Raw genomic sequence first — 20,377 nt, forward strand, 5'->3', positions numbered from 1 at the left:
ACCCCTTCCCATCCCGAACAGGACCGTGAAACGACTTTGCGCCGATGATAGTGCTGCAACCAGTGTGAAAGTAGGTTATCGTCAGGCTAATTAATAGCAGTAGAAAAGTAGTAATGCAAAACCCCACTCAGCAAGCTGAGTGGGGTTTTTTGCTTTTCTCCCACAGAAAACCCCTGTTGTGCGTTTGTTTTTGCAATAAAACATCTGATCCAGATCAAGATGTCTGCTATCGTCATGACGATGATGAATGCTTTTGCACCACATTCCCATAAGAAAAAGGGTTTTCATGAGACAGCTATTCCCGATCGCGACCGCAGCACTGCTCAGCGCCACGCTGAGCGCCTGCCACCACGACAGCAATGACAACGCACCGGCCCCGATCCCGGCCACCAAGTACAGCGCCGAGCTGACGCGCACCACTCATGGCGTCGTCCATGTGCGCGCCGATAATTTCCGCGGCATCGGCTACGGCATGGCCTATGCCTATGCCCAGGACAACGTCTGCATGTTCGCCGATTCGCTGCTCACCGCACGCGGCGAGCGTTCGCAATTCTTCGGTCCGGATGCCCACGCAACCGCACGCGCCGGCGACGAATACGGCGCCGCCAGCGGCTTCATGGACCTCAGCAACCAGGAAAGCGACTTCTTCTTCAAGGGCTACGTCGACCTCGAGCAGCTGCGCGCCGGCTACGCCGCCGGCGGCCAGGAAGCGCGCGACGTCCTCGAAGGCTATGTGGCCGGCTACAACCGCTACATCACCGAATATGCCGGCAAATACCCCGCCGCCTGCAACGGCGCCAAGTGGGTGCGTCCGATCAGCGTCGACGACATGTACCTGGTCCTCGCCGAAAAGTCGCTGCACGCGTCCGGTGAAGTCTTCGCCAGGGAAATCGTGGCCGGCGCACGCGATCCGAACGCCGTGGTGCGGCTGGCCGCACGCTCGAACCGCAAGCCGGACATGGGCTTCGTGGCAGCGCGCCTCGACAAGCTGCATTACGAAGGCTTCGGCAGCAACGGCCTCGCGGTCGGCAAGGACCTGTCGACCAGCGGCCGCGGCCTCCTGCTCGGCAATCCGCACTTCCCCTGGACTAGCACCGACCGCTTCTACCAGGCCCACCTGACCGTCCCTGGCCGCTACGATGCGATGGGTGCGATCCTGGGCGGCATGCCGGCGATCGTGATCGGCTTCAACCGCGACGTGGCCTGGACCCACACCGTCACCGCCGCCAACCACTTCACCACCTTCCGCCTGCCGCTCGACCCGGGCGACGCCACCGGCACCACCTACCTGGTGGACGGCGAAAAGATCAAGATGACGTCGAAGACGGTGACGATCGACGTGCTGCAGGCGGATGGCTCCACGGCCAAGCGCAGCAAGACCTTCTACTTCAGCAAGCAGGGCCCGGTGCTGGTCAAGCCGGAAGCCGGCCTGACCTGGAGTACGGCTGCCGCCTACGTGTTCGCCGACCCGAACCGCAACAACACCCGCATGCTCGAACAATGGCTCGGCATCGGCAGCGCGACCAGCGTGCAGACCCTCAAAGCCTCGCTCGACAAGACCGTCGGCCTGCCCTGGGTGAATACCCTTGCGGCCGACCGCGACGGCAATGTGCTGTTCGCCGACGCCAGCGTGGTGCCGCACATGACCACCCAGAAGTTCGGCAGCAACTGCCTGCTGCAGCCGGCGCTGCTGATGTTCGACGGTTCGCGCGCCGCCTGCGGCTGGGGCCAGGATGCGAATGCGCCGACCGGCATCTTCTCGCCGGCGAACGGTCCCTGGACCATCCGCACCGATTACGTCGGCAATTCCAACGACAGCTATTGGCTGAACAACACGCGCGCCCTGATGACCGGCCCGGCGCCGCTCGGCTATTCGCCGCTGTACGGCCGCGTCGGCGTCGAGCAGCGCCTGCGCAGCCGCATCGGCTTCATCCAGCTCGAGGACAGGATCGCCCAGCGCAAGACCCTGCAGACGAGCGACCTGCAGGAGCTGATGTTCGCCGAACGCGTCTACGCGGCCGAACTGGTGCTGCCGGACCTGTTGCCCGCCTGCGCCGTGAGCCAGGATGCGACCGTGGTGCAGGCGTGCTCGGTGCTGCGCGGCTGGGACCGCAAGGCGAACATCGACAGCCGCGGCGCGCTGCTGTTCCGCGAGTTCTGGAATATCGCGACCACCCTGCCGAACAAGTGGGCGGTACCCTTCAATGCGGCCGATCCGGTGCATACGCCGGCCGGCGTGGCCCCGGCCGCCGTGCCGGCCATGCTGGCGGCCATCAAGACCGCGGCCACCAAGCTGCAGGGCCTGGGCATTCCGCTCGACGCCATGCTGGGCGATTACCAGGCCGATACCCGTAACGGCGTCCGGGTGGCGCTGCACGGCGGCCTGGGCGACGTCGACGGCGCCTACAACTCGATCCGCTGGAACACCGACATCAGCAAGACTGGCTACAACAACCCGTACTGGGGTGCCAGCTATATCCAGACCGTGACCTTCGACGCCGACGGGCCGCAGGCCCAGGGCATGCTGGTGTACGGCCAGTCGACCGATCCGAAATCGCCCTACTATGCCGACCAGATCGGCGTCTATGCGCGCAAGGAATGGCCGGCGCTGCCGTTCACCCAGGAGAAGATCAAGGCCGACCCGGCCTACAAGATGATCACGCTGTCGCAGTAGCGATCAAGCTTGCGAGAGTGGCGCAGGATCCTGCGCCACCGCGGTCGCGGTCTTGCCCTTGCTGATGCTCTCGCCGTCGCTGCGGCGCAGGCGCCAGAACACCAGCGAGGACAGCATGGTCGTCACCGCCAGCGTGATGAAGGCGTGGTGCAGCGCCTGCGTCACCATCACCTGGTTGGTCTGCGGCACCCGCCCCAGGAACCAGGCCGTCACCAGCGACCCCGAGGCCAGGCCGAAGCTCATCGACAGCTGCTGGAACGAGCTGGCGATGGTGCTGGCCATGCTCGAATCCTTCTGCTCGACGTCGGAATAGGCCAGCGTGTTCATGCTGGAGAACTGCAGCGAATTGAAGAAGCCCTGCAGCAGGCCGATGCAGGCGATCGCATACCAGGGCGTGTCCACGCCGACCAGCGAGAACAGCGCGATCGTCATCCCCATGCAGATCGTGTTCACGACCAGCACCTGACGGTAGCCGAAGCGCGCCAGGAGTTTCGGCGCGACCAGTTTCATGCACATCGCCGCCGCGGCGGTCGGCATCATCAGCAGGCCCGATTGCCACGCCGGCAGCTTCAGGCCGAGCTGGTACAGCAGCGGCAGCAGGAAGGGCAGGCCACCCACGCCGATGCGCGTGATGAAGCCGCCCAGGACCGAGGCGCGGAAGGTGCGGACCTTGAACAGCGACAGCCGCAGCAGGGGGAATTGCGCTTCCCGGGCATGCCACACGTAGGCCGCCAGCAGCGCCACCGACAGCGCCAGCATCAGGCCGGCCGTGATGCCGTCCAGCGTATGTTCACCGAACACTTCGAGCAGCCAGGACAGGATGGCGGTGCCGGAGCTGAACAGGATCAGGCCGATCACGTCGAGCGGACGCGTCTCGGCGCCGCGGTAGTCCGGCATGTGGTTGAGCACGAAATACAGCGCCAGCAGGCCGACCGGCACGTTGACGAAGAAGATCGCGCGCCAAGACAGCCAGTGCACGATCAGGCCGCCGACCGTGGGGCCGAGCAGGGGCCCGATCAGCGCCGGCAGGATCACGAAATTCATTGCCTTCAGCAGCTCGTTCTTGGGAAAGGTGCGGATGATTGCCAGGCGCCCGACCGGCATCATCATGGCCCCGCCCAGGCCCTGCAGCAGGCGCGCCGCCACCATCATCGGGGCGTTGAGCGACAGCCCGCACAGCACCGAGGCCAGCGTGAAGACGGCGATGGCGGTGGCGAACACGCGCCGCGTGCCGAAGCGGTCGGCCATCCAGCCGCTCACCGGGATACCGACGGCCAGACTCAGGATATAGCTGGTCGCGACCGATTTCAGGCTCAGCGGGGTGACCTGCAGGCTGGCGGCAATGCTGGGGATGGCGGTGTTGAGGATGGTGGCGTCGAGCTGCTCCATGAACAGGGCAGTCGCCACCAGCCACGGGAGGTAGCGTTTGACGGTGCTGGTGTCGGTCATCGGGATCTGCGCAATTCTGCGTTCGGTCGCGACGCCCGGGGCAGGCGCCGCCTGAGCAGATTGTTACATGAATCGGGGTTGGCCGACGTTAGATACGCCTGCTCAAGCAGCCTCGGCCCCTCGGAGGTGGGGCCCAGACTGAGCGGATCGAAGCTTAGAAGCTGTACGCCACGCGCACCAGCGCCAGGTTGACGCCGCCGTTCGGATGCTTGATGCCGCCGTTCGAGTAATGCTGCAGGCGCACGCCCACGTCCCACTTGTTCGCGAACACGTAACCGGCGCCGATGTGGTCCGCGAATTCGAACGCGGTCGACAGCTGGCGGTGGGTGTTGGTGTACACGCTCGAGAACACGCTGGCGCCGATGCCGGCTTCGCCGTAGAAGCCGCGCTTGTCGTCGGCTTCCCAACGGAATACCGGGGTCACGCCGATCACGGCCAGGTTCTTGCGGTTGTCCTGGATGTCGTCCCAGCGGTTGGCACGCCAGTAGGCGATGTTCGCATCCCAGTAGCCGGACAGGTGGTAGCCGCCACGGGCGAACCAGTTCTTGTTCCAGTTTTTCTGGGCCGACCAGCGCACCACCTGGACGTGTTCGCCACCGCCGGCTTCGATCGCGACCGAGTCCAGGCCGCCGAATTCGTCGGCGGCAAAGCTGGCCTGGGAAGCGGCCAGCGCGGCCACGGCGGCGATGGACATCACGATGTTTTTAGCAGAAACCATATTCTGTATGCCTTTTATGAATGAGCGCCGTGGAAATAAAAGAGAGTCCGGCGAATACCGGTATTTTAGCTGTGCCGCGATTTTTACGTGGTCGACGCGCCAATTGTTAGAATCGACATGACGTTTTTACCACTGAGGACAGTAATGACTTCCACGATACTGACATTTCTCGGCATCGGCCTGATGGGCAAGCCGATGGCGGCCCGGCTGGCCCAGGCCGGCTATCCGCTGCGCGTCTGGAACCGCAGCCCGGCCAAGGCCGAAGCGCTGCGCGACGGCGGCGCCCAGCCATGCGCCAGCTTGTCCGACGCCGTGCAGGACGCGCACATCGTGATCTCGATGCTGGAAGCGGGGCCGGTGGTCGGCCACGTGCTGGACGCCGCGCTGGCGCACCTGGCACCGGGCACGCTGTGGATCGACATGAGTTCGACGCGCCAGGACGAGGCGCTCGCCTTTGCCGCCCGGCTGGCGGCACGCGGCTGCCGTTTCGTCGATGCGCCGGTGTCCGGCGGGGTGCAGGGCGCGGAGCAGGGCACCCTGGCGATCATGGCCGGCGGCGCCGCGGACGATGTCGCGCAGGCCGGGCCGGTGCTGCAGGTGCTGGGCCAGCCGCGCCACGTGGGCCCGGCCGGCAGCGGCCAGGTGGCGAAAATGTGCAACCAGCTGATCGTCGGCGCCACCATCAATATCGTGGCCGAGGCGCTGCTGCTGGCCGAGGCGGCCGGCGCCGATGCCGGCGCCGTGCGCGAAGCGATCCGCGGCGGCTTTGCCGGCAGCCGCGTGCTGGAGGTGCATGGCCAGCGCATGCTGGAGCGGAATTTCGTGCCGGGCGGGAAGGTGAGCACCCAGATCAAGGACCAGCGCAACGTGCTGGCGGCGGCCGCGGCGGCCGGGGTGAGGCTGCCGCTCACCGATCTGGTGACGCGGCAGTACGAGACGATCGAGACCGCACTGGCGGGGGCCGATCACGCGGCGGCGCTGATTGCGCTGGAGCGGATGAATCCGGGGAAGCGCTTGGGAAACGGTGCCGATCAGTTGCCTGATCCCGACGCCAACCCCATCTCCACCAAGCGCACCCAATAACTCGCCCCGATCGGCAGCAGCTGGTCATTGAAGTCATAACTGCCATTGTGCAGCTGGCAAGGCCCGAGCCCGTGCCCGCCCAGGCGGTGCTCGCCTTCGCCATTGCCGATGAAGACATAGCAGCCCGGCTTGGCTTGCAGCATGAAGGCGAAATCCTCGGCCCCCATGGTCGGTTCGACATCGGCGTTGACGTTGTCCGGCCCCACCACCGCGCGCATCGCCTCGATCGCGAACGCGGTTTTTTCGGCATCGTTGACCAGCGGCGGGTAGTTGCGCTTGAAGGTGAAGTCGACGGCGGCGCCGAAACCGGCGGCGACGCCGCCCGCGATCTCGTTCATGCGGCGCTCGATCAGGTCCAGCACGCCGGTCGAGAAGGTACGCACGGTGCCGATGAGCACGGCCTCGTCGGGGATCACGTTGGTGGCGCTGCCGGCGTGGATCTGGGTGATCGACAGCACCGCCGTGTCGAGCGGGTTCTTTTCGCGCGAGATGATGGTCTGCCAGGCTTGCGCGATCTGCACCGCCACCATCACCGGGTCGATGCCGCGGTGCGGCTGGGCCGCGTGTGCGCCTTTACCCTTCACGACCACGCGGAACTCGTTACTGGAGGCCATCATCGGCCCCGGCACCACGGCGAAGGTGCCGGCCTTGATGCCCGGCCAGTTGTGCATGCCGTACACCGCGTCCATCGGGAACTTGTCGAACAGCCCATCCTCGATCATGCGGCGGGCGCCGGCGCCACCTTCCTCGGCCGGCTGGAAGATCAGGTACACGGTGCCGTCGAAGTTGCGGTTCTGCGACAGATAGTGGGCTGCGCCCAACAACATGGCCGTATGGCCGTCGTGGCCGCATGCATGCATCTTGCCCGCGTGGCGCGACGCATGCTCAAATGTGTTGAGCTCCTGCATCGGCAGCGCATCCATGTCGGCGCGCAGGCCGATCGCACGGTCGGAGGTGCCGCTCTTGACGATGCCGACCACGCCGGTCACGCCGAGGCCGTGCACGACCGGGATGCCCCAGTCGGTCAGGCACTGCGCGACCACGTCGGCGGTGCGCTGTTCTTCGTAGGAGAGCTCGGGGTGGGCGTGGATGTCGCGCCGGATCGTTTCGAGCTCGGTTTGAAAAGCGAGGATAGGTTCGACAAGTCTCATATTCTTCTCCCTAGGTGCCTGCCTGGCAATACATGGTCGAGCCTATTTTAGCCCGACCCGAACGCCGAAGGCCAGCACCCGTACAAGCACTGCCGGAATCGTTTAAAGTACTGGATTCTCGACGTTTTTTCCCGGATTGATTCGATGACCAAGACCCTTGTCAGGGCCACCTGCCCCCATGATTGTCCCGATACCTGCGCCATCCACGTGACCGTGGAAAATGGCGTGGCGACGGAGATCAAGGGCGATCCGGACCATCCGACCACCGCCGGCGTGCTGTGCACCAAGGTGTCGCGCTACATCGACCGCACCTATCATCCGGACCGCATCCTGACCCCACTGCGCCGCGTCGGCAAGAAGGGAGAGGGCCGTTTTGAGCCGATCAGCTGGGACCAGGCACTGGACGAGATCGCCTCTCGCCTGAAACCGATCGCCGCACGCGATCCGCAGGCGATCCTGCCCTACAGCTATTGCGGCACCATGGGCCTGCTGCAGGGCGAGGCGATGGCGATGCGCTTCTTCCACAAGCTGGGTGCCTCCTTCCTGGACCGCACCGTGTGCGCGACCGCCGGCTTCACGGGCTACAAATACACCATCGGCGGTTCGATCGGCACCGACATCGAACAGTTCCAGGACGCCAGGCTGATCGTCATCTGGGGCGGCAATCCGATCGCCTCCAACCTGCACTTCTGGATGCGCGTGCAGGAAGCCAAGCGGCGCGGCGCCAAGCTGATCGCGATCGATCCCTACCGCTCGCTGACGGCCGAAAAATGCCATCAGCACATCGCCCTGATGCCGGGCACCGATGCCGCGCTGGCGCTGGGGCTGATGCACGTGCTCATCAAGGAAAACCTGCTCGACCACGACTACATCGCGCAGCACACGGTCGGCTTCGAGCAGCTGAAGGAGCGGGCCGCCGAATGGAACCCGGAACGCACCGCCGAGACCTGCGGCATCAGCGTCGAGGAAGTGGTCAACCTGGCGCGCGAATACGGCGGCACCGCGATGCGCGGCGAGCCGGTGGCGATCCGCCTGAACTACGGCGTGCAGCGGGTGCGCGGCGGCGGCATGGCGGTGCGTAACATCACCTGCCTGCCGGCGCTGGTGGGCGCCTGGCGCCACGCGGCCGGCGGCGCCCAGCTGTCGACCTCGGGCTCGTTCCCGGCCAACCGCGCGGCGCTGCAGCGTCCGGACCTGCTGCAGGGACCGCGGCCGCGCACGATCAACATGAACACCATCGGCGACGACCTGCTGAGGGAAAGCTCGCCCGGCTTCGGCCCGAAGATCGAAGCCGTCATCGTCTACAACGCCAACCCGGTGGCGATCGCACCCGATTCGGCCAAGGTGCAGCGCGGCTTCGAACGCGAAGACCTGTTCACGGTGGTGCTGGAGCACTTCCTGACCGACAGCGCCGACTACGCCGACATCGTGCTGCCGGCCACCACCCAGCTGGAACACGTCGACGCCCACCTGGCCTACGGCCACCTGTACATGATGGCCAACAATGCGGCGATCGCGCCGCTGGGCGAATCGAAACCGAACACCGAGATCTTCCGCCTGCTGGCCAGCCGCATGGGCTTTACCGATGCGGCCTTCCAGGAAAGCGACGACGAGATGGCGGCCACGGCCTTCAACAACAAGGATGCGCGCGCCGTCCACTTCGACTGGGAGTCGCTCAAGCGTACCGGGTGGAGCAAGCTGAACATGCCGGCCGCGCCGTTCGCCGACGGCGGCTTCCCTACGCCGTCCGGCAAGTGCGAGTTTTACTCGAGCTCGATGCTGGCCGACGGCCTCGATCCGGTCCCAAGCTATATTCCGAACTACGAATCGGTGGCATCCAACCCCGAACTGGCGGCGAAATACCCATTGGCGATGATTTCGCCGCCGGCCAGGAACTTCCTCAACTCGACCTTTGTCAATGTTCAGAGCCTGCGCGCCACCGAGGGTGAACCGCACCTGGACATCCATCCCGACGACGCTGCCGTGCGCCGCATCGCCGACAAGGAGATGGTGCGCATCTTCAATGACCGGGGCTCGTTCGTCGCGCGTGCCCGCGTCACCCCGAAAGCACGGGCCGGCCTGGTGGTCGGCCTGTCGATCTGGTGGAAAAAGCTCGCCAGCGACGGCAAGAACGCCAACGAAGTGACCAGCCAGCGCCTGACCGACATGGGCCGGGCGCCCACCTTTTACGACACCCTGGTGCAGGTCGAAAAGGTCGAACCATGAACCCGCGCACCATGACCCTGAGACATGACATTTTTATCGCGAATCACCCCGTGGTTGCGCCCCGTGCTGCTTGCCGGCACGGCGGCGGGACTGCTGGCCAGCTGCTCGACGCTGAATTACTACGGACAGGCGGCGCAGGGCCAGCTTGAACTCCTGTCGGACGCCCGTCCGATCGACGACTGGATCGCCGACCCCGGCACCAGTTCCAAACTGCGCCTCCGCCTCGAGACGGCGCGCCAGATCCGCCGCTTCGCTGTTAGCGAAATGGCTTTACCCGATAACAACAGCTACAAGAACTACGCCGCCCTCAAGCGCCAATACGTGCTGTGGAACGTGGTCGCCACGCCCGAGCTGTCGCTGAAACCACTGGAGTGGTGCTTCCCGGTGGCCGGCTGCGTGAATTACCGCGGCTATTACAGCAAGGATGCGGCCACCGCCTATGCCAGGGAGCTGAAGGCCGAAGGCAACGACGTCGAAGTCGGCGGCGTGCCCGCGTATTCGACGCTCGGCTGGTTCAGCGACCCGCTGATCTCGACCTTCATCAACTACCCGGATGCCGAGCTGGCGCGCATGATCTTCCACGAGCTGGCGCACCAGGTGGTCTACGTGCCGGGCGATTCCCAGTTCAACGAATCCTTCGCCAGCACGGTGGAAGAGGTGGGCGTCGAGCGCTGGATGGAGCGCTTCGGCAATCAGGCCATGCGCGACGGCTATGCGCGCTATAAAAGCCGCAAGCACGATTTCCTGGCGCTGCTGCTGAAGTACCGTAAGGCGCTCGAGCAGAACTACGCCATCGTCGACCGCAGCGATGCCGAGAAGCGCGTGGTCAAGGCGCGCCTGTTCCAGGGCCTGAAGGACGAGTACCAGGTCCTGAAAGGCAGCTGGGGCGGCTATGCCGGCTACGACCGCTTCTTCGAGCAGCCGCTGTCGAACGCCCACCTGGCCTCGATCGCCACCTACGAGGACTTCGTGCCGGCTTTCCGCACCATGCTCAAGCGCGACCGCAGCTTCCCGAACTTCTACAAGTCGGTCAAGCGCCTGGCCGAGCTGGACCGCAAGGAACGCCACCGCATCCTCAAGGCGCTGGCGCCGCAACTGCCGGCCACGCCGCTGATGGTGCAGCGCAGCGATGCCCCCACATCGCCCGCCGCCACCCCTTCTCACTAGACGCTGTGTTCCAATTGCTATAAAAATGCTTGCTATCGGGCGCGCTGCCCGATAGCATCATATTTATCAATAGAGAACGACCGTGCGTTTTTTTGGGCGGCTCATAAAATAGAGACGGAGACGAGGCATTGATGGACAAGATTTGGCTCAAGTCGTACCCTCCCGGCGTGCCCGCGGATATCGATCCCGACCAATACGGATCCTTGGTGCAGCTGCTCGAAGAATCGTTCCGGAAGTACGCGGCCAACAATGCCTTCGTCTGCATGGACAAGTTCATGACTTATGGCGAGCTGGACGCCATGTCGAAGCGACTGGCGGCCTGGCTGCAAAGCCGCGGGCTGCAGAAGGGCGCGCGGGTGGCGGTCATGATGCCGAACGTGCTGCAGTACCCGGTGGCGCTGGCGGCGATCCTGCGCGCCGGCTACACGGTGGTGAACGTCAATCCGCTGTACACGCCGCGCGAGCTCGAGCACCAGCTGAAGGATTCCGGCAGCGAAGCCATCATCGTGCTCGAGAACTTCGCGCACACGGTGCAGCAGGTGCTGGGCAAGACGCCGGTGCGCCACGTGGTCGTGGCCAGCATGGGCGAGCTGCTGGGCGCCAAGGGCCTGCTGGTGAATTTCGTGGTCCGCTCGGTCAAGAAGATGGTGCCGGAGTTCTCGATTCCGCACATGGTGCGTTTCAGGGACGCGCTGATCCAGGGGCGGCGGATGCCGTTCACGGCGCCGCAGATCGCTGCCTCGGACGTCGCCTTCTTGCAGTACACCGGCGGCACCACCGGCGTGTCGAAGGGCGCGACGCTCACCCACCGCAACGTGATCGCCAACGTGCTGCAGTCGGAAGCCTGGCTGAATCCGTCGATGAGCCAGCCGCCGGTGGTCGATTTCCCGACCATCGTGTGTGCGCTGCCGCTGTACCACATCTTCGCGCTGACCGCCTGCGCGCTGCTGGGCATGCGGGTTGGGGCGCTGAACATCCTGATCCCGAACCCGCGCGACATCCCGGGTTTCATCAGGGAGCTGGCGAAGTACAAGGTCAACATGCTGCCGGCCGTGAACACGCTGTACAACGCGCTGGTGAATCATCCGGACTTCCGGCACGTGGACTTCTCCAGCCTGAAGGTGGCGAACGGCGGCGGCATGGCGGTGCAGAAGGCGGTCAACGACAAGTGGCACGCCCTCACCGGCACCAACATCATCGAGGGCTACGGCCTGTCGGAGACGGCGCCGGTGGCCACCTGCAACCGCAGCGACACGGCCGGCTTCACCGGCACCATCGGCCTGCCGGTGCCGTCGACCGAGATCGCCATCGTCGACGACGACGGCCGGGCGCTGCCGCTGGGGAGCATCGGCGAGATCGCGATCCGCGGCCCGCAGGTCATGAGCGGCTACTGGAACCGGCCGGACGAGACGGCCAAGGTGATGACGGCCGACGGTTATTTCCGTTCGGGCGACATCGGCATCATGGACGACAACGGGTATGTGAAGATCGTCGACCGCAAGAAGGACATGATCCTGGTGTCGGGCTTCAACGTCTACCCGAACGAGCTGGAAGAAGTGATCATGGCGCACCCGGGCGTGCTGGAATGCGCCGTGGTCGGCGTGCCGGACGAACATTCCGGCGAGGCGGTCAAGGTGTTCGTGGTGCGCAAGGACCCGGCGCTGGACGCCGAACAGCTGATGGACTACTGCAAGCAGGAGTTCACCGGCTACAAGAAACCGAAGTACATCGAATTCCGCGACGAACTGCCGAAGACCAACGTCGGCAAGATCCTGCGGCGCGCGCTGCGCGAAGAGAAGCAGGCGGCGTGAAGGTGGTTTAAAAATCGTCGTTAGCATCAAGGCGTCGTCCCTGCGAAGGCAGGGACCCAAGTTCTGCCAGCGTTGTCGGTACGCCAGCAAAATTGGGTCCCTGCCTTCGCAGGGACGACGTTTGTTTGGCGCTGTAATGCGCCTGGATACTGAATAAACAAGAAACGAGGCAAACAATGGACAAATTCTGGCTGAAGTCGTACGAGGCGAACGTGCCCCAGGAGATCGACTGGACGCAATACCGCTCCCTCACGCACCTGCTGGAAGAAGCCTTCCAAAAGTATGCCGACCGCAAGGCCTATGCCTGCATGGGCAAGTCCATGACGTTTGCCGAACTCGATCGCCTGTCCGCCCGCATGGCGGCCTGGCTGCAGAGCCGCGGACTGCAGCCGGGCGCGCGCGTGGCGATCATGCTGCCCAACGTGCTGCAGTATCCGGTGGCGATGGCGGCCGTGCTGCGCGCCGGCTACACCATCGTCAACGTCAACCCGCTGTACACCGCGCGCGAACTGCAGCACCAGCTGACCGACTCGGGCGCCGAAGCGCTTGTGGTGCTGGAGAACTTCGCCCACACGGCGGCCGAAGTCGTCGGCCACACCCGCGTCAAGCACGTGGTGGTGGCCAGCATGGGCGACCTGCTGGGCATGAAAGGCTTGCTGGTCAACTTCGTGGTCCGCAGCGTCAAGAAGATGGTGCCGGCGTGGTCGCTGCCGGGCGCGGTGTACTTCAGGCGCATGCTGGACCAAGGCGCGGGCCTGACCCTCAAGCCGGTGAATGTCGGCCGCGACGACGTCGCCTTTTTGCAGTACACCGGCGGCACCACCGGCGTCTCCAAGGGTGCGGTACTGACCCACAAGCAGGTGATCGCCAACGTGCTGCAGAACGAAGCCTGGTTCGGCCCGACCCTGGGCAAGATCCCGGCCGGCCAGCAGCCGCAGTTCGTGTGCGCGCTGCCGCTGTACCACATCTATGCGCTGACGGTGTGCGCGCTGCTGGGCCTGCGCGTGGGCGGCATGAACCTCCTGATCCCGAACCCGCGCGACATCAAGGGCTTCATCAAGGAGCTGGGTGGCTACCGCATCAACATCTTCCCGGCCGTGAACACGCTGTACAACGGCCTGCTGAACAACCCGGACTTCGCGAAGCTGGACTTCTCCGGCCTGCTGGTCTGCCCGGGCGGCGGCATGGCGGTGCAGAAGCCGGTGGCCGACAAGTGGCTGGCCGTGACCGGCATCCCGATCGTCGAAGGCTACGGCTTGTCCGAGACTTCGCCGGTGGTCACCGCCAACCGCTGCGACATCAAGGAATTCACCGGTACCATCGGCTTGCCGCTGCCCTCGACCGAGATCCGCATCCTCGACGAGACCGACCAGGAAGTTCCGTTCGGCACCCGCGGCGAGATCGCGGTGCGCGGCCCGCAGGTGATGAACGGCTACTGGCAGCGTCCGGACGAAACCGCGAAGGTCATGACCGCGGACGGCTTTTTCAAGACCGGCGACATCGGCGTGATGGACGAACTGGGCTACACCCGCATCGTCGACCGCAAGAAGGACATGATCCTGGTGTCCGGCTTCAACGTCTACCCGAACGAAGTCGAGGAAGTCGTGATGGCGCACCCGGGCGTGCTCGAAGTGGCCTGCGTGGGCGTGCCCGACCAGCATTCGGGCGAGGCCGTGAAGCTGTACGTGGTGAAGAAGAATGCAGCGCTGAACAAGGACGAGCTGCAGGCTTACTGCAAGGAGCAGCTGACCGGTTATAAACGGCCGAAGTACATCGAGTTCCGCGAGACGCTGCCGAAGACGAATGTGGGCAAGATCCTGCGGCGCGAGTTGCGGGATGAGAAGCAGACGGCTTGATTTGTTTTACGTGTCAGCTCCAGCACGTCGCCCCTGCCTCCGCAGGGGCGACGTGCCAAGGATACGGGCCTACATCGACGTTACTTCGACGCCCACCTTCCCATCCACCACCCTGAACCCCGCCAACGCCCGCTGCCCAGTGCGCGCATCCCGGACCTCATCCAGCCCCATGAACCGGGTCCGGGTCTCCTTCGGCGTCACCTCCAGCAGCATGTAGCCGCGCCGGTCGCTGCGCCCATACTTGATGTGCGGATTGAGCGCCACCTGCTGCGCGGTACGCTCCTGCGGCCGCGAACTCGACGTCACCGAGGTGCCGACGAATTCGGTGGCCACCAGCAGATTCGCCTTCGACACCGGCCGGCCGAAGTCGCGCCGCAGCTCGCTCGCATAAAAGGTGTGCACGTCGCCGCCCAGCACCAGCGGATTGGCGGCGCGGGTTGTGGCCAGGGTATCGAGCAGGCGCCGCCGCGCCGCCGGGTAACCGTCCCAGCCGTCGGTCCAGAAGCGGCCGCCGTCCGGCCCCGTCGCCGGCACCTGGCTCGATTGCGCCATCAGCGTCTGCTGGGCCAGGATGTTCCAGCGCGCCTTCGACGCCCGCAGCCCGGCCTCGAGCCAGGCTTCCTGCTCGCCGCCCAGCATGCTGCGGCGCGGATCGAGCAGCGACGGGCAGGCGCGCGCGCTGACCGACGAGGAACCGCCGGCGTTCGGACGCGGGCATACCTGCACGGCGCGGTACTGGCGGTCGTCCAGCACGTGGAAGCGCGCCAGCCGGCCCCAGTCGTAGCGCTGGAACATGCGCACGCTGGCGAAGCTCTTCGGCGGCGGCAGGCGCAGCGGCATGTGTTCGTAGAAGGCCTGGTAGGCCGCGGCGCGGCGCGCGGCGAAGGTGGGCGATAAACGCTCGTCGCGCCCGGCCGCGTAATCGTTGGCGACTTCGTGATCGTCCCAGGTCACGATCCACGGCGCCACGAGGTGCGCGGCCTGCAGGTCCGGATCGGATTTGTATTGGGCGTAGCGGCGGCGGTAGTCGTCCAGCGTGAACGATTCGTCGCTCCTCACCTGGCGCTGCGGATGCTGCAGCCGGTACGGACCCCATTCATAGATATAGTCGCCGAGGAAGGCCACCAGGTCGGGCGCCGCCGCCGCGATGTGGCGGTGCGCCGCATAGCTGCCGAATTCCCAGTGCTGGCACGAGGCCACCGCCAGCTTGAGCAGGTCCGGCATCGCGCCCGCGGCAGGGGCGGTGCGGGTACGGCCGACCGGGCTGACGGCGTCGCCCAGCATGAAGCGGTACCAGTACCAGCGCGCCGGCTGCAGGCCGGTCACGTTCACGCGCACGCTGTGCGCGAGTTCCGGCGTGGCGACCGCCGTGCCTCTGGCCGCGATCTTGCGAAACGCCTCGTCGTGCGCGACTTCCCAGCGCAGCGCCACCGCCAGCCTGGGGCTGGTGGCGGCGTTCAGCGGATCGGGGAGGATGCGGGTCCACAGCACGACCGAATCGGGCAGCGGGGCGCCGGAAGCGACGCCGAGCGCGAACGGGTAGCCGGCGCCATTGGGCGGCGCCGCATGGACGATGGAGGATGCCGATGCGGCGGCCGCGAGACGCGCCGCATCGAGCAGGAACAGGCGGCGCGCCGGCTGCACAGGCAACGCTTACGGCTCGATCATCAGGGAGTCGAGCGGCGGCAGCTGGCGCGGCTTGCGGTCCGGGCCGGTGGCGACATAGGTCAGCGTCGCTTCCGTCACTTTCACGACGTGGGTCTGCAGGCGGTTGCGTTCGGCGTAGACTTCGACGTACACAGTGATCGAGGTGTTGCCGACCTTGGTGATGTCGGCATAAAAGGAGAGCAGGTCGCCCACGAACACCGGATTCTTGAACAGGAAGGAATTGACGGCGATGGTGGCCACGCGGCCATTGGCGCGGCGCACCGCCGGCAGCGAACCGGCAACGTCGACCTGGGCCATGATCCAGCCGCCGAACACGTCGCCATACACGTTGGCGTCGGACGGGGAGGGCATCATCCGCAGCACCGGCATTTTTCCTTCAGGCAGGCGCAGCGTGGACGGGGTCTGGTTTTCTGGCTGGGTCATCTTGAATTCTCTGTAAAAGGCTACAATCGTCCCAGATTACAACATACATTTTGCATACCTGTCATGCGACGCTCATCCGCCAGTTCTCCTCCGCCAACGTCCGATCCGAATGCCCGCCGCGACGACTGGGCCACCATCCGCACGCTGCTGCCTTACCTGTGGGTCTATAAATGGCGCGTGCTGGCGGCCATGATCTGCCTGGTCGGCGCCAAGCTGGCCAACATCGGCGTGCCGCTGGTTCTGAAACGCATCGTCGACAGCCTCAGCATCAGCCCGACCAACCCGCACGCGCTGCTGATCCTGCCGCTGGGCGCCTTGGTGGCGTATGGCGCGCTGCGCTTTTCGACCACGCTGTTCACCGAGCTGCGCGAATTCCTGTTCGCGCGCGTGACCCAGCGCGCCGTACGCACCATCGCGCTGCGCGTGTTCCGCCACCTGCACGCGCTGTCACTGCGTTTTCACCTGAACCGCCAGACCGGCGGCATGACGCGCGACATCGAGCGCGGCACGCGCGGCGTCAGCTCGCTGGTCTCGTATTCGCTGTTTTCCATCTTGCCGACGCTGGTCGAGATCACGCTGGTGCTGGTCTACCTGGCGCTGCACTACGATAAGTGGTTCTCGATCATCACCGGCATCGCGCTGGTGACCTACATCGCCTTCACCATCAGCGTGACCGAGTGGCGCACCCACTTCCGGCGCACGATGAACGAACTCGATTCGAAGGCGAATACCAAGGCCATCGACTCGCTGATCAACTACGAGACCGTCAAGTACTTCGGCAACGAGGACTACGAAGCCAAGCGCTACGACGAAGGCCTGCAGAACTACGAGCGCGCCGCGGTGCGCTCGCAGACCTCGCTGTCGCTGCTGAACAGCGGCCAGTCGCTGATCATCGCCGCCGCCGTCACCGCCATCCTGTGGCGTGCCACCCAGGGCGTGATCGACAAGAGCATGACCCTGGGCGACCTGGTGCTGGTGAATTCCTTCATGCTGCAGCTGTACATCCCGCTCAACTTCCTGGGCGTGATCTACCGCGAGATCAAGCAGAGCCTGGCCGACATGGAGCGCCTGTTCGGGCTCCTCGAGCAGAACCGCGAGGTGGCCGATTCGAAGGATGCCAAGCCGCTGGTGACGCAGGGCGCCCGGGTCGAGTTCTCGCACGTGGAATTCAGCTACGACCCCAAGCGCCAGATCCTGTTCGACGTCGATTTCAGCATCCCGGCCGGCACCACCACCGCCGTGGTCGGCCACAGCGGCTCGGGCAAGTCGACCCTGTCGCGGCTGCTGTTCCGCTTTTATGACGTGCAAAGCGGATCGATCCGCATCGACGGCCAGGACCTGCGCCACGTGACCCAGGATTCGCTGCGCCACGCGATCGGCATCGTGCCCCAGGATACGGTGCTGTTCAACGACACCATCGAATACAACATCGCCTACGGCCGTCCGGGCGCCAGCCGCGAGGACATTTTCGCGGCGGCGCGCGCGGCCTCGATCCACGAGTTCATCGAGAGCCTGCCCGACGGCTATGCGACAATGGTGGGCGAACGCGGCCTCAAACTGTCCGGCGGCGAAAAGCAGCGGGTGGCGATCGCGCGCACCCTCCTGAAGAATCCCGCGATCCTGATCTTCGACGAAGCGACCTCCGCCCTCGACTCGAAGTCGGAGCAGGCGATCCAGACCCAACTCAAGGAGATCGCCAGGCAGCGCACCACGCTGGTGATCGCGCACCGCCTGTCGACCATCGCCGACGCCGGCCAGATCCTGGTGCTGGACCATGGCCGCATCGTCGAACGCGGCACGCACGCGTCGCTGATCGCGGCCGATGGCCTGTACCGGCAGATGTGGGACCGCCAGCAGGCCAGGCAGGACGAAGCTTTGGCCTCGCCGCAGGAAGTGGAACAAGACTAAGGGAACGACATGGATAAACAGATCGTCGACATCGACATGGCCGACGTCGGCCACGGCAACCCGGCCTGGATCGCCGCGCTGGAAGCGGGCAAGGTGCTGTACTTCCCGAACTTCGGGACCTACGGCAAGGCCGGTTTCGCGCCGCAGAAGGAAGAGCTGGCGCTGTTCCGCGAAGACATCCGCGACCCCAAGAGCCGCAACATCAGCCTGGATGCGGGCGGCAATCTGAAGGGCGCGGCCGGCGACGATGCCGACAAGGCGATGCTGGCCGGGATGATCGGCCGCTTCCGCGCCGAGGCCGAGGGCCTGCTGGGCAACCTGGTGCCGCGCTATGGCGAGCACCTGCGCCGCGGCGCCACCAGCTTCCGGCCGTCGGTGGTGCAGACCCGCGTGCAATCCTGGCGCGCCGACGACCGGCGCCTGCACGTCGACGCCTTCCCGTCGCGACCCAATCGCGGCGAACGCCTGCTGCGCGTGTTCACCAACGTCAACCTGGAAGGCCAGCCGCGCGTGTGGCGCGTGGGTGAACCGTTCGAGGACGTGGCCCGGCGCTTCCTGCCGCGCCTCAAACCGTACGCGGCCTGGCAGGCGAAACTGATCAATGCACTGGGCATCACGAAATCGCTGCGCAGCGAGTACGATCACCTGATGCTGCAGCTGCACGACGCCATGAAGTCGGACCTCGACTACCAGAAGAACGCGCCGCAGGAAACCTTCGGCTTTCCGCCGGGCTGCGCCTGGGTGTGCTTCTCGGACCAGACCTCGCACTCGGTGATGGCGGGGCAGTACATGCTGGAATACACGGCGCAGCTGTCGCCGCTGCACCAGTACGACAAGGACGCCAGCCCGCTGGCGATCCTGACGCGGCTGCAGGGTCACGCGCTGGTGTGACTCGGCAGCGTCGGCTTGAGCCGGAAGCCGCACCGGGCTCTAGTAGATCCCCTACTAATAGTGGGATTTAACCTACGTTCGGGCTGCGCGTACACTTACAGCGCGCTCCCGGTACGCCAATAAACTAGGTGCGCATGAAGAACCCTGGGAGGGTTCACCATGTTGTTCAGCAGTTACTTTCTCGGTGGGTTCGAATGCACCACCGGCTTCAACCGCGAGGGCGACTGGATCGACTTGATCGAGGAGACCGGCCACCTGCGTCATGCCGACGCCGACTATCGCCGCTTGTGCGAGGTCGGCATCCGGGCCGTGCGCGACGGCATACGCTGGCCGCTGGTCGACAAAGGCCGTGGCGGTTTTGATTTTTCCTCGGTCGAACCGCTCGTCCGCGCGGCGCGCAGGTACAAGGTCGACGTGGTCTGGGACCTGTTCCATTTCGGCTACCCGGCAGGCCTGGACCTGCTGTCGGCCACCTTCGTCTCCAGGTTCGCCGAGTATTGCGCAGCCTGTGCCCGCTATCTGCGCCGCCGGCTCCAGGGTACCTTGTGGTTCACCCCGGTCAACGAGCCGTCGTACTTTTCATGGGTGGCGGGGGAGGTCGGCCGTTTCGCGCCCTATATCACTGGCCGCCACCACGAGTTCAAGGTGGCGCTGGCCCGCGCCGCGATCGCCGGCATCGACGCGATCCGGGCCAGGGTGCCGGACGCGCGTTTCCTGAATGCCGATCCGCTGTGCCATGTGGCGCCGAGGAACGAGCGGCCCGCATCGCTGAGCGAGGCCCGGGTCTTCAACGACGACCAGGTGTTCGAAAGCTGGGACATGCTGTGCGGGCGGACCCTGCCGGAACTGGGCGGCAGCCGCGCGCACCTCGACGTGGTCGGTATCAACTATTACTGGAACTCGCAATGGGAACTCGGGCAGGAAGGCGAATGGCTCGACGACGAGGACCCGCGCCGGGTGCCGCTGCGCGACCTGATCCGCTCGGTGCATGCGCGCTACGGCGGCGAGCTCATCATTTCGGAAACCTCGCACTGGGGCGTGCACCGGGCGCGCTGGCTGCGTGAACTGGCGGACGAAGTCGACGGCCTGTTCGACGCCAGCGTGCCGCTGGGCGGCATCTGCATCTATCCGATCATCGGGATGTTCGACTGGCACCGGCCGCGTCCGTGGATGCCGATGGGACTGTGGGACTGCGACAGCAAACGCGGCATGCGTCGGCTGGTGCACCGGCCGATGCTCGATGCGCTCGCCTTTGCGCAGGAGCGCTTCAGCCGGACCGGGATGGCGCTGCCGCCTGCGCAACTCGCACCCCGCATCCTTGTCTAAACCGGTCACGTATCCGAAGCCGGAGG

Annotated in this window: 14 protein-coding genes; 9 read left to right on the plus strand and 5 right to left on the minus strand. The window is 65.4% G+C overall.

Features of this window, described 5'->3' with window-relative positions; all coding sequences use genetic code 11:
• Window positions 1-286 precede the first annotated feature (286 nt).
• A complete protein-coding gene (locus FBX97_RS09760) occupies window positions 287-2,674 on the plus strand; it encodes a penicillin acylase family protein (RefSeq protein ID WP_141831096.1) in 2,388 nt (795 codons plus the stop codon).
• Window positions 2,675-2,677: 3 nt separating this feature from the next.
• Here FBX97_RS09760 and FBX97_RS09765 read toward each other — a convergent pair whose 3' ends face one another.
• Both FBX97_RS09765 and FBX97_RS09770 read right to left on the minus strand, forming a co-directional pair.
• Entirely contained in the window at window positions 2,678-4,123 is a 1,446-nt protein-coding gene (locus FBX97_RS09765; RefSeq protein WP_141831098.1) for a DHA2 family efflux MFS transporter permease subunit, read from the minus strand.
• A 154-nt stretch (window positions 4,124-4,277) separates the two neighbouring features.
• Window positions 4,278-4,817, minus strand: a complete 540-nt coding sequence (locus FBX97_RS09770; protein ID WP_255517405.1) for an acyloxyacyl hydrolase — start codon at window positions 4,815-4,817, stop codon at window positions 4,278-4,280.
• Between the two features lie 168 nt (window positions 4,818-4,985).
• Here FBX97_RS09770 and FBX97_RS09775 point away from each other — a divergent pair, with 168 nt between their 5' ends.
• The gene (locus FBX97_RS09775; RefSeq protein ID WP_141831102.1) at window positions 4,986-5,924 is read left to right on the plus strand and encodes an NAD(P)-dependent oxidoreductase; all 939 of its coding nucleotides are present in this window, start codon (window positions 4,986-4,988) and stop codon (window positions 5,922-5,924) included.
• Here the strand turns inward: FBX97_RS09775 and FBX97_RS09780 are convergent.
• On the minus strand, window positions 5,873-7,075 hold the full coding sequence (locus tag FBX97_RS09780; protein WP_141831104.1) for a M20 aminoacylase family protein: 1,203 nt from the start codon (window positions 7,073-7,075) through the stop codon (window positions 5,873-5,875). The two genes, FBX97_RS09775 and FBX97_RS09780, sit on opposite strands and share 52 nt — an antisense overlap.
• A 144-nt stretch (window positions 7,076-7,219) precedes the next feature.
• Between FBX97_RS09780 and FBX97_RS09785 the strand changes: the two genes are divergently transcribed.
• The 4 genes from FBX97_RS09785 (at window position 7,220) to FBX97_RS09800 (ending at window position 14,135) form a co-directional block, all read left to right on the plus strand.
• Window positions 7,220-9,301 (plus strand): molybdopterin-dependent oxidoreductase, encoded by a 2,082-nt coding sequence (locus FBX97_RS09785; protein WP_141831106.1) that lies wholly within the window; start codon window positions 7,220-7,222, stop codon window positions 9,299-9,301.
• Window positions 9,302-9,325: 24 nt separating this feature from the next.
• Window positions 9,326-10,468 carry an aminopeptidase gene (locus FBX97_RS09790; protein ID WP_141831108.1) on the plus strand — a complete coding sequence of 381 codons (1,143 nt, stop codon included), beginning with the start codon at window positions 9,326-9,328 and terminating at the stop codon, window positions 10,466-10,468.
• Window positions 10,469-10,599: 131 nt separating this feature from the next.
• On the plus strand, window positions 10,600-12,279 hold the full coding sequence (locus tag FBX97_RS09795; RefSeq protein WP_141831110.1) for a long-chain fatty acid--CoA ligase: 1,680 nt from the start codon (window positions 10,600-10,602) through the stop codon (window positions 12,277-12,279).
• A 176-nt stretch (window positions 12,280-12,455) separates the two neighbouring features.
• Complete coding sequence (locus tag FBX97_RS09800; protein WP_141831112.1) at window positions 12,456-14,135, plus strand: long-chain-fatty-acid--CoA ligase; 1,680 nt, start codon at window positions 12,456-12,458, stop codon at window positions 14,133-14,135.
• 69 nt (window positions 14,136-14,204) lie between these two features.
• On the opposite strand, the gene FBX97_RS09805 is transcribed toward FBX97_RS09800, so the two are convergent.
• Window positions 14,205-15,779: an alkaline phosphatase gene (locus FBX97_RS09805; RefSeq protein ID WP_141834257.1), complete on the minus strand. Its 1,575-nt coding sequence runs from the start codon at window positions 15,777-15,779 to the stop codon at window positions 14,205-14,207.
• A gap of 9 nt (window positions 15,780-15,788) precedes the next feature.
• Window positions 15,789-16,226 carry an acyl-CoA thioesterase gene (locus tag FBX97_RS09810; protein ID WP_141831114.1) on the minus strand — a complete coding sequence of 146 codons (438 nt, stop codon included), beginning with the start codon at window positions 16,224-16,226 and terminating at the stop codon, window positions 15,789-15,791.
• 63 nt (window positions 16,227-16,289) lie between these two features.
• Between FBX97_RS09810 and FBX97_RS09815 the strand changes: the two genes are divergently transcribed.
• The 3 genes from FBX97_RS09815 (at window position 16,290) to FBX97_RS09825 (ending at window position 20,351) form a co-directional block, all read left to right on the plus strand.
• The gene (locus tag FBX97_RS09815; RefSeq protein WP_141831116.1) at window positions 16,290-18,134 is read left to right on the plus strand and encodes an ABC transporter ATP-binding protein/permease; all 1,845 of its coding nucleotides are present in this window, start codon (window positions 16,290-16,292) and stop codon (window positions 18,132-18,134) included.
• Between the two features lie 9 nt (window positions 18,135-18,143).
• On the plus strand, window positions 18,144-19,025 hold the full coding sequence (locus FBX97_RS09820) for a Kdo hydroxylase family protein (RefSeq protein ID WP_141831118.1): 882 nt from the start codon (window positions 18,144-18,146) through the stop codon (window positions 19,023-19,025).
• Between the two features lie 159 nt (window positions 19,026-19,184).
• Complete coding sequence (locus FBX97_RS09825) at window positions 19,185-20,351, plus strand: family 1 glycosylhydrolase (RefSeq protein WP_221631790.1); 1,167 nt, start codon at window positions 19,185-19,187, stop codon at window positions 20,349-20,351.
• Window positions 20,352-20,377: the final 26 nt, after the last annotated feature.

Origin of the sequence: Herbaspirillum sp. SJZ107, from assembly GCF_006715485.1 — a bacterium.
GTDB lineage: Bacteria > Pseudomonadota > Gammaproteobacteria > Burkholderiales > Burkholderiaceae_D > Telluria.

Bases quoted from the DNA above. Each gene is read 5' to 3' on its own strand.
- FBX97_RS09760 (WP_141831096.1), top strand. From the start codon at position 287: ATGAGACAGCTATTCCCGATCGCGACCGCAGCACTGCTCAGCGCCACG.
- FBX97_RS09765 (WP_141831098.1), bottom strand. From the start codon at position 4,123: ATGACCGACACCAGCACCGTCAAACGCTACCTCCCGTGGCTGGTGGCG.
- FBX97_RS09770 (WP_255517405.1), bottom strand. From the start codon at position 4,817: ATGTCCATCGCCGCCGTGGCCGCGCTGGCCGCTTCCCAGGCCAGCTTT.
- FBX97_RS09775 (WP_141831102.1), top strand. From the start codon at position 4,986: ATGACTTCCACGATACTGACATTTCTCGGCATCGGCCTGATGGGCAAG.
- FBX97_RS09780 (WP_141831104.1), bottom strand. From the start codon at position 7,075: ATGAGACTTGTCGAACCTATCCTCGCTTTTCAAACCGAGCTCGAAACG.
- FBX97_RS09785 (WP_141831106.1), top strand. From the start codon at position 7,220: ATGACCAAGACCCTTGTCAGGGCCACCTGCCCCCATGATTGTCCCGAT.
- FBX97_RS09790 (WP_141831108.1), top strand. From the start codon at position 9,326: ATGACATTTTTATCGCGAATCACCCCGTGGTTGCGCCCCGTGCTGCTT.
- FBX97_RS09795 (WP_141831110.1), top strand. From the start codon at position 10,600: ATGGACAAGATTTGGCTCAAGTCGTACCCTCCCGGCGTGCCCGCGGAT.
- FBX97_RS09800 (WP_141831112.1), top strand. From the start codon at position 12,456: ATGGACAAATTCTGGCTGAAGTCGTACGAGGCGAACGTGCCCCAGGAG.
- FBX97_RS09810 (WP_141831114.1), bottom strand. From the start codon at position 16,226: ATGACCCAGCCAGAAAACCAGACCCCGTCCACGCTGCGCCTGCCTGAA.
- FBX97_RS09815 (WP_141831116.1), top strand. From the start codon at position 16,290: ATGCGACGCTCATCCGCCAGTTCTCCTCCGCCAACGTCCGATCCGAAT.
- FBX97_RS09820 (WP_141831118.1), top strand. From the start codon at position 18,144: ATGGATAAACAGATCGTCGACATCGACATGGCCGACGTCGGCCACGGC.
- FBX97_RS09825 (WP_221631790.1), top strand. From the start codon at position 19,185: ATGTTGTTCAGCAGTTACTTTCTCGGTGGGTTCGAATGCACCACCGGC.